Below are 14,698 nucleotides of genomic sequence, written 5' to 3'. Positions count from 1 at the left end.
CAGGGCCGCTCCGAAGGCTCCCCGCGCGGGAAGTCGGCCCGGCCGACTCCCCGCGCCGCCATGCCTGGACACCGGCGCGGTGCGTTCCGGCGGCCCCTTTCTCTCCGCAAGGGGCCGCCGAAAGATCGGACGCGGTCTATTCGATTTTCGGGGCCGTATGGTTCACGGACCCGCTGAAGCCGTTCCCCCTCATCGCTTCCCGTCAGCGCCGGCGCACCGGGTTACTCGTTCGGATGAACACGGTGCACGTCAGCAGTGGTTCGTCCTCGATCGCTGCTATCACTTTCCTTGCGCTCGGGCCCGAGCAGGGAAAGAACCCTCATGGTTGTGCGCGAACCGCACGGCCGCCAGCGAGAACGGAATCCGCCTCATGGCCATCGCACTCCGCAAGACGCTCGCCGTCGCCACGCTGGCCCTGACGGCCTCCTTCCTGCCGGCCGGCGGGGCCGGGGCCGCCGACACCACCCACCGCGCCCCGCGCACCCCCGGGCTCTACTGCCTCGCCAACGCCTGGGGCACCCCGAACGTCTCCACGAAGCCGTGCGACGCCAACGACAACGGCCAGCACTGGAAGCTCTCGGGCGAGCAGATCTCCCTCGCCAAGGCGCCGGCCTACTGTTTCGCCAACACCTGGAACGCCCCGGACGTCTCCACGAAGGCCTGCAACCCCAAAGACCAGGGGCAGTACTGGACGGTCAACGGCCAGCAGATCTCGCTGACCTTCGCCCCGGCCTACTGCCTGGCCAACGCCTGGGGCACCCCGAACGTCTCCACCAAGCCGTGCGACGCCAAGGACCCGGGCCAGCACTGGGTGGTCTTCAACGAGCAGATCAGCCTGGCGCTCGCCTGATACCCGCCGGCCCTCCCGACCCGCCGCTCCCGATCGTCCCCCCGTAGCAGTGGACGCCGTTACGGGGTGCTCCGGGCGCGAAGCCACCTCCCCCGAAAGGAAGATCATGACCAGCGAAGCCGAGAAGAAGGCCGCATTCGACCAGATCGACACCGACGGCGACGGATTCATCAGCGCCGCCGAGCTCAAGGCCCACGTCCAGCAGGACCCCAAGGTGAGCGACGCCAACGCCGAGGCGATCTTCAAGTGGGCGGACGACAACAGCGACGGCCAGATCAGCTTCAAGGAATACGCCGAGTTCGTCCGGTAGTCGGCTCCATCCGGCTTCAGCGGCCGGGCGCCCCGCTGCATCGGGGCGCCCGGCTTTCCCGTGGGGCGGTCAGGCGGCTCCGCCCTCGGTGTCCAGGACCGCCTCGACATCGACCTCGACGTCGACCATGTCGCCGACCACCACACCGCCCCGGTCCACCACGTCGTTCCAACTCACGCCGAAGTCCTGCCGGTTGATCCGGGTGGTCGCGGTGAAGCCGGCGCGCCGCCGCGGGCCCAGGTCGCGCCCGTCCTCCCACCACGGGGTGTCCCACTGCCCGAGGTACGTCACGTCGAAGGTGACCGGGCGGGTCACACCGCGGATGGTGAGCTCCCCCGTGACCTCGAAGCAGCTCGCGCTCACCTGGTGGACCTTCGACCCGACGAACGTCCAGGTCGGGTGGCGCTCGACGTCGAAGAAGTCGGCGCTGCGCAGGTGCGCGTCCCGCTCGGGCGCGCCCGTGTACACCTGGGTCGCGTCGATGGTCGCCTCGACCCGGGCCTTCTCCGGGGCGTCCGGATCGACCTCCAGGAAGCCCTGCACGTTCTTCAGCTGGCCCCGCACGTAGGTGACCATCATGTGCCGGGCGCGGAACTCCGCGCCGGTGTGGCTGGGCTCGAAGAACCATTTCGTGGTGGCCATGGCGACTCCGTGAGGTGGTGCCGGTTGATGCCGGTTGCCGGTGATGCCGGTGGTGCCCCGATCCCCCTCAGCCAGCGTAGGACCACGCCGGACTGGCAGCACCACCACGGCGGGGCCACGCTGGTGGGGACGGACCGCTCAGCCGAGGAGGCAGGCATGACCGGCGACCCGATCCCCGGAATCGACCCCACCGCGGTGCCCAGCGGCGACGGCTGCGAGGAGTGCCTGGCCGACGACGGCTGGTGGTTCCACCTGCGCCGCTGCGCGGCCTGCGGCCACATCGGCTGCTGCGACTCCTCCCCCGCCCAGCACGCGACCAAGCACGCCCGCCAGGCCGGCCACCCCTTCCTGGTCAGCTTCGAGCCCGGCGAGGACTGGTTCTGGAACCTCGACACCGGCGCCTACTACGAAGGCCCGCCCCTGGCACCCCCGACCGCCCACCCCACCACCCAACCCACCCCGGGCCCCGCCGGCAAGGTCCCCGCCGACTGGCAGTCCCAGCTCCACTGACGCCCCGTGTCCGCGTTCGGAAGGCACCCGCGGTGCTCTCGATTTCCCTGAGAAGGAAATGGGCGAGGGCACGTGCTATCCGTTTTCGCGAGCGCCTTTTCAGGGGTGCTAATCCTCTGTGCGATGGTGCAGGATGAGCGAGAACCAAGCGACCAAGAAGAGCGGCCTGTCAGGGAAGATAGGATGGCTGGCCGGAATCGTGGCGGCGATCGCGGCGGCCCTGACCCTCTATTTCACGCTGTGGCCGAAACCGCCTTCGATCGGTGAATGGACGTCAAAGGCTACAAGTGTGTGCAACGTGGACGCCAGAGACGTCAACAAGGACCTGAGAAGTACGCAGGAAGCGATCGCAGTGGTGGCTCAGGACGCCCAAACGGGATCGGTCCCGCAAGGCGATTTCAACAACCTCACAGACGCGGTCAACTCCCTTGCGGGGGACCAGCAGAAGCTCGTGGGCGACCTCCAGGCGATACCTCGCCCGGGAAGTGACAAGTCGAATGTGGATGCGATCATCAATGCGCAGGCGGCTGGCTCGCAGAGCGTTTACAAGGCCTCTGCGGACCTCGGCTCCGCCAATGTGGCCGATCTGGACAGCGTGATTCTGGCGGTTGCGGCAGCGAATTCCGACCTCGGCGGCGCCGTTTCCCACTGGCAGGACGCCCAGCAGGCCGCCGGCCGGCTCGGCGTCAGCTGTTCCGTTTGACCCGGCCGAGGGCGGGGCTTCCGCCCTGTGAACTGGCCGCCGGCGCGTCCGTGTGGCGCTACGTTTTCCAGCAGGTGTTCGAAGCTGGCCCAGTTTCCAGAACCGGCAACGTGAACGTCTTGCCCGCACCGGGCTCACTTCGGGAGCATCGTCCGGAGACCGGAACGAGCAAGGAGGCACTGTGAAGCCGACCCGGCTTGTAGGTTCCTGCGAGAGGGCGAGTGCCCGACCCTGTACCTCACGGATCGCGGCACCATCGCCGTCCAGGGTGAGCACATGACTGAACACGGTCTCCGGATCCCGGCGCATGAGTCCGTGGTCGAAATTCCTGTCGAACTCATTCGAAAGGCCGTCCGTGACAACCTCATCCAGGACCCTCGGGGACTGGTTCTCGGCGTTCGAGCGGGAGGCCTTCCGGCTGGAAACGCTCGACGACTACAGCCAGTCCGGTGGAGTCGACGCCTATCGTGCCTTCCTCGCGGGCGAGGAGCAGCCGGACGACTACAGGAACGCCGGGTGGAGTATCTGGGTGACGTGCGATCTTCCTCGTGAGCTCCGACGTCGAGCTGAACCGGCGTGGAACTCCCGTCTTCCGGACGGACACGGCGTGGTTCCCGTCGAGGCCGGCCGTGGCGGCCGGCCTCGACGGGACGGGGGCCGTCTGGGCCGGGACGCTGACCACCGATCGGCGCACGCTCGACCTCTCGGCGGTTCGGTCGGTCTACTACCGCCGGCCCACGGCACCGGAGTTCCCGGAAGAGATGCCTGTTGAGGCCCGCAGTGTGGCCGCCGCCGAGGCGCGCCGAGGGTTCGGGGGCCTGCTGTCGGCGCTGCCCTGCCGGTGGCTGCCGCCACCGGGCCGAGCGGCCGACGCCGAGTACAAGCCGTTCCAGCTCCGGGTGGCGGCCGAGTCAGGGCTCCGGGTCCCGCGAACGATGATCACCAACAGCCCGGAAGCCGCAAGGGAGTTCGCGAAGAGCATCGGGGCTCCCGTGATCTACAAGCCCTTCACCCCCGTCCGCGGGACCGTCGGCGGCCGGTCGGTTGCCGTGTACGCGAGCGTGCTGCAAGGGGATGAGGTCGAGCATCCGTCGATCTCCACCACGGCACATCTGTTCCAGGAATGGATTCCCAAAGCTCACGAAGTGCGCCTCACGGCCGTGGGAGGACGGCTGTTTGCCGCCGAGATCCACGCGAACTCCGAAGCAGCAGAGGTGGATTGGCGCAGCGACTACGACAGCCTGACGTACCGGGTGTGCGATCCGCCGCCCGAGGTGGCGAAGGCGGTCCTCCGGATGCTCGGCAAGCTGGAACTCCCTTACGGGGCCTTCGACTTCGTCGTGTCCACCTCGGGGGACTGGACGTTCCTGGAGGTGAACCCCAACGGGCAGTACGGGTTCGTCGAGCAGGCGACCGGTCTGCCCATCACTGCCGCCATCTGCGACTACCTGGAAGGGACCGACCTGGCATGACGACGACCACCCGCTACGGCGAAGACCAACTCCTGCGAGCGCGCATCGCGTTGGCCTCGGAGGTCGAGCGCGGGAACGCCGTGCTGACCTCGCGGGTGGTCGAGGCGTTCCTGAACGTGCCCCGGCATCCGTTCGTGCCGGTGTTCTACCGCGAGGAATCCGGCGTCCACCGGCCGTGGCGGGACGACGAGGCCTGGTTGCGGGAGGTGTACGCGGACCGGGTGCTGGTCACCGAGGTCGACGGCGTGCACGCGGAGAACGCCGGGCCGGAGGGTGTGAGTGGGCCGGCGACCTCCTCGTCCACGCTGCCGAGCCTGATGGCCGACATGCTCGACGCGCTGGACGTCCGGCCCGGGGACCGGGTGTTGGAGATCGGTACCGGCACCGGCTACAACGCCGCTCTGCTCTGCCACCTCGCCGGTGCGGCGCACGTCACCACCATCGATCGCACCGAGCAACTGGTGGCCACCGCTCGAACCCGGCTGCGCGAGGCCGGGTTCGAGCCCACCGTGGTCCAAGCCGACGGGGCCGACGGGTACCTGGCCGCCGCGCCGTATGACCGGATCATCGCCACCTGCGCCGTCCGCCGCATCCCCCGCAGCTGGCTGGACCAGTGCGCGCCCGGGGGCCTCATCGTCGCCCCGGTCGGCGGCGCGGTGGCCAGGCTGACCAAGCTGCCGGACGGCCGTGCGGTCGGGCGCTTCCTGCACCGTCCGGTCGGCTTCATGCCGTTGCGCGACGGAACGGACGCCGCGCGGACGGGGCCCGGGCCGCAGGCGAACCGCAGGGCCACGGAGACCGACTCGCATGTCCTGGACGACCCGGGGTTCGCGTTCTGGGCCGATCTCCACCTCGGCCCCACCGTCGTCCGCGACGGCCATGCCCTGCGCGACAGTGCGGACGGCTCGACCGCCCACGGGCAGGGCCGGACGGTCGTTCTCGGCGGCCCCCGGGACCTCTGGCGGACGGTCGAGGCCGCCCACCGGACCTGGCTCGACCGGAACCGGCCCCGCCGGGAGTGGTTCACCGTCGAGGCCGGGCCGGAGGGCCAGTTCGTCGGCTACACGGCGCCCGACGGCACGCGGAGCAGGTGGGATCTCTGACACACGGGGGAAAAACGGGGCGACTCGTACGGGCTTGATCCCCTACGGTGATCTCGCCCAGGGCGGCCGTTTACCGCCCGTCGACGTGGCGCGACCAACGCGCCCGCAAACCCAGGGAGTTCCCTGTCATGACGCGCACCCTTGTCGCCGAGCTGCCCGAGCACCTCCAGGAGACGGTCACCGTCTACGGGTGGGTCAACACGCTCCGGCTCCAGCGGCGCATCCAGTTCGTACTGGTCCGGGACCACACCGGGCTCGTGCAGGTCACCCACCTCCGTGGTGGGGAGGGCGACGCCGTCGAGGCGGCCTTCGAGGGCGTGACGGTCGAGTCCGCCGTGAAGATCACCGGGAAGGTGGTCGCCAACCCGCAGGTGAAGCTGGGCGGCCTGGAGATCGTTCCGTCCCGGTTGGAGATCGTCTCGCCGGCCGAGCCGAAGCTGCCGATCGACGAGAAGACCGGCATCGACCAGCGCCTGGACTGGCGGTTCCTCGACATCCGGCGCCCCTCCCAGCACCTGGTCTTCGACGTCCAGACCACCGTCGAGCGCGCGATGCGCGAGGTGGCGGCTGAGGAGGGGTTCACCGAGCTGCACACGCCCAAGCTGATGGGGACGGCCTCCGAGTCGGGCGCCGAGGTGTTCGAGGTGGGCTACTTCGGCCGGACCGCCTACCTGGCCCAGTCCCCGCAGTTCTACAAGCAGATGGCCATCGCCGGCGGCATCGACAAGGTCTTCGAGATCGGGCCGGTGTTCCGCGCCGAGCCGTCGTTCACCTCGCGGCACGCCACCGAGTTCACCGGGGTCGACGCCGAGATCGCCTGGATCGACGGGGTCGAGGACGTGATGGCCTTCGAGGAGCGGATGCTGCACCGCGTCCTCGCCGCCGTGGCCGAGCGGCACGGCTCGGCGATCGCCGAGCACTTCGGCACCCCGGTGACGGTTCCCGAACTGCCGTTCCCCCGGATCACGATGGCCGACGCGCTGGCCCGGCTCCGCGCCACCGGCTGGGACCCGGAGGGCGTCAAGGACGACCTCGACCCCGAGGGCGAGCGCAGGCTGTGCGCCCTGATCGCCGAGGAGACCGGGCACGAGTTCGTCTTCGTCACCCGCTTCCCGGCCGCCGTGCGGCCGTTCTACCACCTGCGGCCGGAGGACGACCCGACCGTCACGGAGTCCTTCGACCTGCTGTGGAAGGGCGTGGAGATCACCACCGGCGCCCAGCGCGAGCACCGGTACGACCGCCTCGTCGCCCAGGCCGGGGAGAAGGGCATGGACACCGCGCCGCTCTCCGGGTACCTCGACTGCTTCCGCTACGGGACTCCGCCGCACGGCGGTTTCGGGCTCGGACTCGGCCGGCTGCTGATGCTCGCCCTCGGCCTGCCGTCGATCCGCGAGGCGACTTTCCTCTTCCGGGGCCCGCACCGCCTCGAACCGTAGGAGGAACGGACGGCCGAGAAGACGGAAAGGGCCGCGTGCGAGGAGATCGGATCCTCGGACGCGGCCCTTTCCGTCGTGCTCCGTCAAGCCGGGTTCCGTCAGCTGCGGCGGAGGGCCTCGGTGAGCCGGTTGGCGGCTTCGATGATGGCCTGGGCGTGCAGCCGGCCCGGGTGGCGGGTCAGTCGCTCGATGGGGCCGGAGACGGAGACGGCGGCCACCACGCGGTTGGAGGGCCCGCGGACGGGGGCGGAGACGGACGCGACGCCCGGCTCGCGTTCCCCGATGGACTGGGCCCAGCCGCGGCGGCGGACGCCGCTGAGTGCGGTGGCGGTGAAGCGGGCGCCCTGGAGGCCTCGGTGGAGGCGCTCGGGTTCTTCCCAGGCGAGGAGGACCTGGGCGGCGGAGCCGGCCTTCATCGGCAGGGTGCTGCCGACGGGGACGGTGTCGCGCAGGCCGGAGAGTCGTTCGGCCGCGGCGACGCAGATGCGCATCTCGCCTTGGCGGCGGTAGAGCTGCGCGCTTTCTCCGGTGACGTCGCGCAGGTGGGTGAGGACGGGGCCCGCGGTGGCGAGCAGTCGGTCCTCGCCGGCGGCGGCGGAGAGTTCGGACAGGCGGGGGCCGAGGATGAACCGGCCCTGCATGTCACGGGTGACCAGGCGGTGGTGTTCGAGTGCGACGGCGAGTCTGTGGGCGGTGGGGCGCGCCAGACCGGTGGCGGCGACCAGCCCCGCCAGCGTGGCGGGGCCCGACTCCAGTGCGCTGAGCACCAGAGCGGCCTTGTCGAGAACGCCGACGCCGCTAGTGTTGTCCATACCATGATATTGCAGTCTCAGTTGGCGAGACGCAAGTCTGTTTCGATGTTCGCCATCCTCTCAGATCCCCGCAAAGCGGCTCTTCCGGGACCCGACGTCTCACATGCCGGATGCGCCGGAGCGTGCGCCGCGGCGCGCGGGGCAGCGGGAAAGCGAAATGGCGGAGGAAATGCCGGGAAATGAAAAAGCCCCTGCCGTGTCTCTGTCGGACACGGCAGGGGCCGTAAGAAGAATTCGGCGGCGTCCTACTCTCCCACAGGGTCCCCCCTGCAGTACCATCGGCGCTGTAAGGCTTAGCTTCCGGGTTCGGAATGTGACCGGGCGTTTCCCTCACGCTATGACCACCGAAATGATCGGGCCGGGCAATTGCTCGAAAGCACTGCCTTCGCCTCGACGCAAATCATAGCAGGGGGGAACGGAGGGATTCCGCCCCTCAGAAGCCGACGGCCTCGCGCAGCAGCAGCACGGTCCCCGGGGTGAGCCGGGCCGGGGCGTTGAGCACCAGGAGCTGGTTCACGGCGCTCGGCCCGCCGTACGCGGCGCGGGCGCGGTCGGACTCCAGCGGGAGGACGTGGTGCTCCAGGCGGCGCAGGGCGGCGGGGAGGTCCGGGACGACCTTCTGGGCCCCGACGACCCAGATCGCCCGCCCGGCGCCACCGGCGTAGCCGGGCAGCTGGCTGCCGGTGGCCGAGGCGACGACCAGCGCGCCGGTCTCGGTGACGGCGGCGACGCTGCCGAGCGCGACATCGGGAGTGGCGACCGTCCGACGGATGTCGTCGCCCTCGGTGGCCCGGTCCATGGCCAGCGCGCGGGGCTTCACGGCCCGGTAGCGGTCGCCGCCGTTGACGTCCTCCTCGATGCCGGAGAGCCGGAGGGTCTCGCTGGCCCCGGTGAAGACGGCGGCGCCGGCCGGGATCAGCTCCGCGACCCGGGTGCGCGCGGCGGCGGCGTCGTCCAGCAGCTCGACGGTGAAGCCGTTCGCCGCCAGCGCGGCGGCCGCCCGCTCCAGGCGGTCGGCGGGCGCCGGGTCGGTGTGCGTCGGGTCGATGTGCGCGGCCGGACGGGTCGGGCCGGACGAGTCCGGTGCCGAGCCGGTCAGCGGGCTGCGGTCCAGGTACCGGGTCTCGTAGACCCGCTCGGTGAACCGCCAGCCGTCCGCCGTACGCCGGTAACGGTCATGGTAGACGGCGTAGTTGAGCCCCTGGAAGCCGTTCTTCAGGCGGGCGATCTCATGCATGTGGGCGCGGCCGGTCGCGGTGTCGCCGTCGATCCGGATCGCGCCCGGGTGGGTGTTCTGGATGAAGAAGTCCCACTGCTCCTGGAGCTTCTCGCCGCCGACGCGGATCTGCTCCGGGCCGGTCAGCTCGACGGGGACGTCGGGCATCCGCAGCACGCCGTCCGGGGTGAACAGCGCGGCGAGGCGGGCGCGGTCGCGCATCATCACCGCGTCGGTGAACTCGGCCTGCAGGGCCGTGATCTCGACGCGGTCGGCGATCGCCTGGAAGTCGTTCATCGGGTTCTCCGTTCCGCGTGACCGGTGCGTCCGTGCGACCGGTGCGACCGGTACGACAGGACAGCCGCTCGGATTGTGAGGTGGCGGGGAAAGGGCGTGGGGGAGGTGTCACATTCCGGGCCGCCGCCCTGTCATAAGGGGAGCGGGGAACCGTCGAGTCGAACGAGTCGAACGAGGCGAAGGGGTGGGACACGGTGCGGGAAGCAGAGGGCGGCACCACGACCGGGCCGGGCCCGGGCGCGATCCTGGGCGAGCAGCGCCGGCTGACCAACCTGGCGTACCGGATGCTCGGTTCACTGGCCGACGCTGAGGACGTGGTGCAGGAGACCTACGCCCGCTGGTACGCGCTGCCCAGGCGCGAGCGGGAGGCGATCGTTTCGCCCGGCGGCTGGCTGACCACGGTGGCCAGCCGGATCTGCCTCAACCTGCTCGGCTCGGCCCGGGTGCGGCGGGAGCGCTACGTGGGCGAGTGGATCCCCGAGCCGCTGCCGGACAGCCGGGAGTGGACGGATCCCGCCGGCGGCCCGGGGACGGATCCGGCGGACCGGATCACCCTGGACGAGTCGGTCAGCATGGCGTTCCTGGTGGTCCTGGAGGCCATGACCCCGGCCGAGCGCGTCGCCTTCGTCCTCCACGACGTCTTCCGCTACCCCTTCGCCGAGGTGGCCGCGATCGTCGGCCGAACCCCGGCGGCCTGCCGTCAGCTGGCCACCTCCGCCCGCCGCCGGATCCGGGCCGGGCGGGCCCCGGCGGCGCCGACGGGCGCGCAGGCCGGCGTCGTCCGGGAGTTCAAGCGGGCCTGGGAGGCGAAGGACCTCAGGTCGCTGATGGGCGTCCTGGACCCGGAGGCCACCGTGATCGCCGACGGTGGCGGTCTGGTCGGTGCGCTGCCGCACCCGCTGACCGGGCGGGAGCGGATCGCCGCCGCCCACCTGGACTCCGACCGCTTCGCGCCCGGGATCACGCTGCTGGAGTGCACCGTCAACGGCGGGCCCGGCCTGGTCGCCCAGGTGGACGGCGTCACCGTCACGGTGTTCGCGTTCCGGATCGCCGAGGGGCTGATCACCCACATCTGGGCGGTGCGCAACCCGGAGAAGCTCCGGCCCTGGACGGAGGGGCGTTCGCGCAGGAGCGGGCTGCGGCCGAGCGCGAGCGGGCTGGGGCCGAGCGGGAGCGGGGCGCAGAAGTGAGGCGCGTCATGCCCGGCACGCGCCCGCTGGGCGTGTTCACGCCCGTACGCACACCACCGAGCCCACCCCTGCGCGCCTCTCGCCCAAAAACCGACCGATAAGGTGTTAATCCAACATTCATCCATGCCGCATAGCCTCCGGGGGCTAGCCTCATGCTGAACGTCATCGTCCGACCGGGAGGCGAAAGCCCCGTGCAAGGCACTGTCACCACACCAGGCGGCTCCACGGTGGCCGGGGGCCAGGGCGAAGCGTTCCTGCTCGTCGTGGACGACGAGCCCAACATCCGCGAACTGCTCTCCGCCTCGCTGCGCTTCTCCGGCTTCCGCGTCGCCTCCGCCGCCAGCGGCACCGAGGCGCTGGAACTGGTCGCCGCCGAGCGCCCCGACCTGGTCGTCCTCGACGTGATGCTCCCCGACCTCGACGGCTTCACCGTCGTCGAGAAGCTGCGCGAGCGCACCAGCCGCGGACAGATAGCCGGACCGGCCCACGGGCACCCCGGCGACCACCTGCCGGTGCTCTTCCTCACCGCCAAGGACGGCGTCGGCGACAAGGTGCAGGGCCTGGCCGCCGGTGCGGACGACTACGTCACCAAGCCGTTCAGCCTGGAGGAGCTGATCGCCCGGATCCGCGCCATCCTGCGCCGGGCCGGCGGGCCCGCCGAGGACGGCCGGCTGGTCGTCGCCGACCTCAGCCTCGACCCGATCGCCCACGAGGTCACCCGGGGCGGCACCCCCGTCTCGCTCTCCCCGACCGAGTTCAAGCTGCTGCACTACCTGATGGCCAACGTCGGCCGGGTGGTCTCCAAGTCGCAGATCCTCGACCACGTCTGGGCCTACGACTTCGGCGGGGACCTCTCCATCGTCGAGTCGTACATCTCCTACCTGCGCCGCAAGCTCGACTCCGGCCCGGCGCACGGCCCCAAGCTGATCCACACCGTGCGCGGCATCGGCTACGCCCTGCGCCGCCCCCCGCAGGGCTGACCGGCCCGCCCGTGCTCGCCCGGTTCTCCTCCCGGCTGTCGCTGCGCGCCCGGCTGCTGGTGCTGGCGCTCGCGCTGGTCACCACCGGGCTCGTGGTCAGCGACACCTTCGTGCTCGGCACCGTACGGAGCCAGCTGGTGCAGCAGCTGGACGAGCAGCTCCAGCGGTACGGGCCGCCGCTCTCCCGCAAGCCACCGGGCCAGCTGACCGCGCCGGCCGCCGGAAAGCCAGCCGTCGCCGGCCGGCGGGTCAGCCTGCCCAGCCAGTACCTGGTGCAGTACCTCTCCTCGGACGGCAAGGTCCAGGCGCTGATGCGCCAGCCCGTCTCGGACAGCGACCCGGCGCCCCAGCTGGCCGGGCTGGACCCGGCCAGGACCGCCCCCGACGTCCCCTTCGACCTGCCCGACCAGCGCGGCCACCACCGCTGGCGGGTGCTGGTGCTGCCGCTCCAGCCGCCCCGCGGGCAGGCCGCCGCCCCCAGCGCGTACGCCGCGCCGGCGGTCACCCCGACGCACGTCATGGTGGCCGTCTCCCGCGAGGACATCGACGCCACCCTCGACAAGCTGAACACCTCCTTCCTGGCCATCGGCGGCGGCGTCCTGGTGCTGATCGCCGCGCTCGGCTTCTTCGCGGTGCGGGCCGGACTGCGGCCGCTGCGCCGGATCGAGGAGGGCGCCGAACGGATCGCGGCCGGCGAGCTGTCGCACCGGATGCCGGAGCTCTCCCCGGGCACCGAGGTCGGCCGGCTGGCGATCGCGCTCAACGGGATGCTCACCCAGATCGAGGCGGCCTTCGCGGCCCGCGCCGAATCCGAGGCCCGGATGCGGCGCTTCGTCGCGGACGCCTCGCACGAGCTGCGCACCCCGCTGGCCGGGATCCGCGGCTTCGCCGAGCTCTACCGGATGGGCGCGCTGCCCACCGAGGCCGACGTCAAGCGGACCATGACCCGGATCGAGAGCGAGGCCGACCGGATGGGCGCCCTGGTCGAGGACCTGCTGGTGCTCGCCCGGCTGGACGAGGAGCGCCCGCTCGACCTCGCCCCGATGGACCTGCGCACCCTCGCCGCCGACGCGCTGCACGACCTCACCGCCCTCGACCCCAGCCGCCCGGTCGCGCTCACCGGCCCGGCCGGCACCGGCGCACCCGGCGCCGCGCCCGTCATCGGTGACGAGGCGCGGCTGCGGCAGGTGGTCACCAACCTGGTCGGCAACGCGGTCAAGCACACCCCGGCCGGCACCCCGGTCCGGATCGGGGTGGGCGCGGGCCCCGGCGGCATCTGCCTGCTGGAGGTCGCGGACTCCGGGCCTGGCCTCACCGAGGAGCAGGCCCAGCGGGTCTTCGACCGCTTCTTCCGGGTCGACCCCTCCCGCAGCCGCGACAACGGCGGCGGCGCCGGCCTCGGCCTCGCCATCGCCACCGCCCTCACCCGCGCCCACGGCGGCACCCTCACCCTGCACACCGCCCCGGGGGAGGGCGCCACCTTCCGCGTCGAACTCCCCCGCCAGCGCTGATCGGATTTCCGTCCGTTCCGCCCGAATTCCGGGAATCCGGGCGGAACGGACGCGTAGCCGGCCTCGGTTTTGTCGACTCGTCAATTCTCCCGAGAACCGGGAAGGTTCGGTGCCCGATCATTGCCGGAATCCGGCATGGAGCGTCAAGAATGCGCATGCCTAAGATCGGCGCTGCCCGGACATCGGAAATCCTCCGGGTCAAGGCTTTTGCCTTCCTTTGGACCCGAAAGGGGTCATCGTGAACCTCCGCCGTTCGCTGGTCTCGGCCGCCCTCGTCGTCGCCGTCGTCTCGCCCGCCGCCGTGCTCTGCGCCACCCCCGCCCTCGCCGCGTCGGCGTCGGAGGCGCAGACCGGGAGTGACAACGGCTCGATCGCCGAACTGGAGCGGGCCGCCGCCGAGGCCGCCAAGGCCTACACGGCCGCCATCGCCAACGAGGCCAAGGTGCAGGCCGAGGCCGCCGCCTTCCTCGAGGACTCGCAGCCCTACCTGGGCGAGTACCAGGCGGCGAAGGCCGCCGCGGCGAAGGCCGCCTCCGCCGATGGGGCCGCACGGAAGGAGGCCGAGGCGGCCTCCGAGGCGTACCGCCTCGCCACCGACGAGGAGCTGCCCGCGGCCAGGGAGCGGCTGACCAAGGCGTACGCCGCCGCCAACGCGGCCTCCGAGGCGAACGAGAAGGCCAAGGCCGTCGTGACCGCCGCGGGGAACGCCATGGACGACGCCAGGGTCGCGGCGTTCCGGCGGATCCACGAGTCGCAGCAGGCCACCAAGGCCGCGGCCGCCGCCAAGGCCGCCGCGGAAAAGGCGCTCGCCGACGCCAAGGCGACCCCCGAGCAGCCGACCGAGCAGCCGGCCGAGCAGCCGGCGGAGAAGCCCGCCGCCGTCACCCCGGTCTCGGACAGGACCACCGGCACGAACAAGACCTCCTCCACCACCAGCACCGGGAACAGGTCGGCCGCCTCGACCACCACCCGGGCCACCACCGGCTCGGCCATCGAACTCGCCGACACCGGCTCCGACCCGGCCACCCCGTACCTCGCCCTCGGCTCCGGCCTCGCCCTCAGCCTCGGCGCCGCCGCCCTCTACGTCTCCCGCCGCAAGCCGGCCACCCGGACCACCTCCTGACCCACCCGTTCGCGCCCGCTCGGGAGGAGGGCGCGACCACCCCGGAACCGCAGGACAGGCCCCGGCCCGTCCTGCGGTTCCGCCGTTCCCGGCCCCCGAACTCCCCGATCGAGTGAACCCGCCCGTTCACCCGGCGCCGTCGTCCCCCGCCTCCCGGACCGGTTGCGCTACCGCTTCCCGGAGCCGTCCCGGCCGAAGCGCCGCCGCCCGCACCGGGACGGCCGCGGGCCCCGGCTGGACCGCTTCTTCCGCGAGGTGCTGGACCAGACCGGCGACGGCTCGATCACCGTGCACGACCTGCGGGCGATGGCGCACAACGTGTGCTGGCAGCTGGAACTGGACGAGGCCGGCGAGGCCCGGGTGTACGAGGCCTTCGACAGCTGGTGGGAGCAGCTGCGCGCGGTGATGGACGCCGACGGGGACGGGCGGATCACCCGCGAGGAGTTCCTGGCCGGTTTCACCGGCTTCTTCACCGCATGCGCCGACTCAGTCCCGGGCACCGAGCTCCTCGGCCGGGCGTAGGGCGTAGGGCGTCAAACGCCG

15 protein-coding genes, 1 rRNA gene and 2 pseudogenes are annotated in these 14,698 nt (G+C 71.5%); 14 read left to right on the top strand and 4 right to left on the bottom strand.

Annotation, left to right across the window (positions count from 1 at the left end):
* Positions 1-370: 370 nt before the first annotated feature.
* Complete coding sequence (locus tag ACWDBE_RS12740; protein ID WP_449807944.1) at positions 371-850, top strand: ricin-type beta-trefoil lectin domain protein; 480 nt, start codon at positions 371-373, stop codon at positions 848-850.
* 106 nt (positions 851-956) lie between these two features.
* Complete coding sequence (locus ACWDBE_RS12735; protein ID WP_449787945.1) at positions 957-1,160, top strand: EF-hand domain-containing protein; 204 nt, start codon at positions 957-959, stop codon at positions 1,158-1,160.
* Between the two features lie 69 nt (positions 1,161-1,229).
* Here the strand turns inward: ACWDBE_RS12735 and ACWDBE_RS12730 are convergent, their stop codons facing one another.
* Complete coding sequence (locus tag ACWDBE_RS12730) at positions 1,230-1,802, bottom strand: YceI family protein (protein WP_449787946.1); 573 nt, start codon at positions 1,800-1,802, stop codon at positions 1,230-1,232.
* 156 nt (positions 1,803-1,958) lie between these two features.
* Here ACWDBE_RS12730 and ACWDBE_RS12725 point away from each other — a divergent pair, with 156 nt between their 5' ends.
* The 7 genes and pseudogenes from ACWDBE_RS12725 to aspS all read left to right on the top strand — a co-directional run bounded on the left by ACWDBE_RS12725 (position 1,959) and on the right by aspS (position 7,026).
* On the top strand, positions 1,959-2,312 hold the full coding sequence (locus ACWDBE_RS12725) for a UBP-type zinc finger domain-containing protein (RefSeq protein WP_449807943.1): 354 nt from the start codon (positions 1,959-1,961) through the stop codon (positions 2,310-2,312).
* Positions 2,313-2,445: 133 nt separating this feature from the next.
* A complete protein-coding gene (locus ACWDBE_RS12720) occupies positions 2,446-3,015 on the top strand; it encodes a hypothetical protein (protein WP_449787948.1) in 570 nt (189 codons plus the stop codon).
* Positions 3,016-3,196: 181 nt separating this feature from the next.
* Positions 3,197-3,384, top strand: a pseudogene (locus tag ACWDBE_RS12715) (hypothetical protein); the annotation flags it as partial.
* Positions 3,371-3,535, top strand: a pseudogene (locus ACWDBE_RS12710) (DUF6879 family protein); the annotation flags it as partial. The pseudogenes ACWDBE_RS12715 and ACWDBE_RS12710, both read left to right, overlap by 14 nt.
* Before the next feature lie 28 nt (positions 3,536-3,563).
* Positions 3,564-4,487 carry an ATP-grasp ribosomal peptide maturase gene (tgmB, locus tag ACWDBE_RS12705; protein ID WP_449807942.1) on the top strand — a complete coding sequence of 308 codons (924 nt, stop codon included), beginning with the start codon at positions 3,564-3,566 and terminating at the stop codon, positions 4,485-4,487.
* Positions 4,484-5,590: a methyltransferase domain-containing protein gene (locus ACWDBE_RS12700; protein ID WP_449807941.1), complete on the top strand. Its 1,107-nt coding sequence runs from the start codon at positions 4,484-4,486 to the stop codon at positions 5,588-5,590. Before tgmB ends, ACWDBE_RS12700 begins: the two co-directional genes overlap by 4 nt.
* A 128-nt stretch (positions 5,591-5,718) precedes the next feature.
* A complete protein-coding gene (aspS, locus tag ACWDBE_RS12695; RefSeq protein WP_449807940.1) occupies positions 5,719-7,026 on the top strand; it encodes an aspartate--tRNA(Asn) ligase in 1,308 nt (435 codons plus the stop codon).
* A 98-nt stretch (positions 7,027-7,124) separates the two neighbouring features.
* On the opposite strand, the gene ACWDBE_RS12690 is transcribed toward aspS, so the two are convergent.
* From ACWDBE_RS12690 to ACWDBE_RS12680, 3 genes are all read right to left on the bottom strand, one after another.
* Positions 7,125-7,838, bottom strand: a complete 714-nt coding sequence (locus ACWDBE_RS12690) for an IclR family transcriptional regulator (protein ID WP_030246527.1) — start codon at positions 7,836-7,838, stop codon at positions 7,125-7,127.
* A 232-nt stretch (positions 7,839-8,070) separates the two neighbouring features.
* Positions 8,071-8,187: ribosomal RNA gene (rrf, locus tag ACWDBE_RS12685) — 5S ribosomal RNA — on the bottom strand.
* A gap of 84 nt (positions 8,188-8,271) precedes the next feature.
* Positions 8,272-9,351, bottom strand: coding sequence for a nuclear transport factor 2 family protein (locus tag ACWDBE_RS12680; RefSeq protein WP_449807939.1), 1,080 nt, complete (start codon positions 9,349-9,351; stop codon positions 8,272-8,274).
* A gap of 194 nt (positions 9,352-9,545) precedes the next feature.
* On the opposite strand from ACWDBE_RS12680, the gene sigJ reads away from it, so the two are divergent.
* The 5 genes from sigJ to ACWDBE_RS12655 all read left to right on the top strand — a co-directional run bounded on the left by sigJ (position 9,546) and on the right by ACWDBE_RS12655 (position 14,677).
* A complete protein-coding gene (gene sigJ / locus ACWDBE_RS12675) occupies positions 9,546-10,541 on the top strand; it encodes an RNA polymerase sigma factor SigJ (RefSeq protein WP_449807938.1) in 996 nt (331 codons plus the stop codon).
* A 191-nt stretch (positions 10,542-10,732) separates the two neighbouring features.
* Positions 10,733-11,521, top strand: coding sequence for a response regulator transcription factor (locus tag ACWDBE_RS12670; RefSeq protein ID WP_392881539.1), 789 nt, complete (start codon positions 10,733-10,735; stop codon positions 11,519-11,521).
* A gap of 11 nt (positions 11,522-11,532) precedes the next feature.
* The gene (locus ACWDBE_RS12665) at positions 11,533-13,032 is read left to right on the top strand and encodes a sensor histidine kinase (protein ID WP_449787955.1); all 1,500 of its coding nucleotides are present in this window, start codon (positions 11,533-11,535) and stop codon (positions 13,030-13,032) included.
* Between the two features lie 238 nt (positions 13,033-13,270).
* A complete protein-coding gene (locus ACWDBE_RS12660) occupies positions 13,271-14,155 on the top strand; it encodes an LAETG motif-containing sortase-dependent surface protein (protein ID WP_449807937.1) in 885 nt (294 codons plus the stop codon).
* Between the two features lie 162 nt (positions 14,156-14,317).
* Positions 14,318-14,677 carry an EF-hand domain-containing protein gene (locus tag ACWDBE_RS12655; protein WP_449807936.1) on the top strand — a complete coding sequence of 120 codons (360 nt, stop codon included), beginning with the start codon at positions 14,318-14,320 and terminating at the stop codon, positions 14,675-14,677.
* The last annotated feature ends 21 nt before the right edge of the window (positions 14,678-14,698 follow it).

It is taken from the genome of Kitasatospora sp. NPDC001132 (genome assembly GCF_053598415.1).
This window is presented reverse-complemented; position numbering and strand designations above follow the sequence as displayed.

Excerpts from the sequence above, each read along its gene's own strand:
- ACWDBE_RS12740 (WP_449807944.1), top strand. The coding sequence starts at position 371 with ATGGCCATCGCACTCCGCAAGACGCTCGCCGTCGCCACGCTGGCCCTG.
- ACWDBE_RS12735 (WP_449787945.1), top strand. The coding sequence starts at position 957 with ATGACCAGCGAAGCCGAGAAGAAGGCCGCATTCGACCAGATCGACACC.
- ACWDBE_RS12730 (WP_449787946.1), bottom strand. The coding sequence starts at position 1,802 with ATGGCCACCACGAAATGGTTCTTCGAGCCCAGCCACACCGGCGCGGAG.
- ACWDBE_RS12725 (WP_449807943.1), top strand. The coding sequence starts at position 1,959 with ATGACCGGCGACCCGATCCCCGGAATCGACCCCACCGCGGTGCCCAGC.
- ACWDBE_RS12720 (WP_449787948.1), top strand. The coding sequence starts at position 2,446 with ATGAGCGAGAACCAAGCGACCAAGAAGAGCGGCCTGTCAGGGAAGATA.
- ACWDBE_RS12700 (WP_449807941.1), top strand. The coding sequence starts at position 4,484 with ATGACGACGACCACCCGCTACGGCGAAGACCAACTCCTGCGAGCGCGC.
- aspS (WP_449807940.1), top strand. The coding sequence starts at position 5,719 with ATGACGCGCACCCTTGTCGCCGAGCTGCCCGAGCACCTCCAGGAGACG.
- ACWDBE_RS12690 (WP_030246527.1), bottom strand. The coding sequence starts at position 7,838 with ATGGACAACACTAGCGGCGTCGGCGTTCTCGACAAGGCCGCTCTGGTG.
- ACWDBE_RS12680 (WP_449807939.1), bottom strand. The coding sequence starts at position 9,351 with ATGAACGACTTCCAGGCGATCGCCGACCGCGTCGAGATCACGGCCCTG.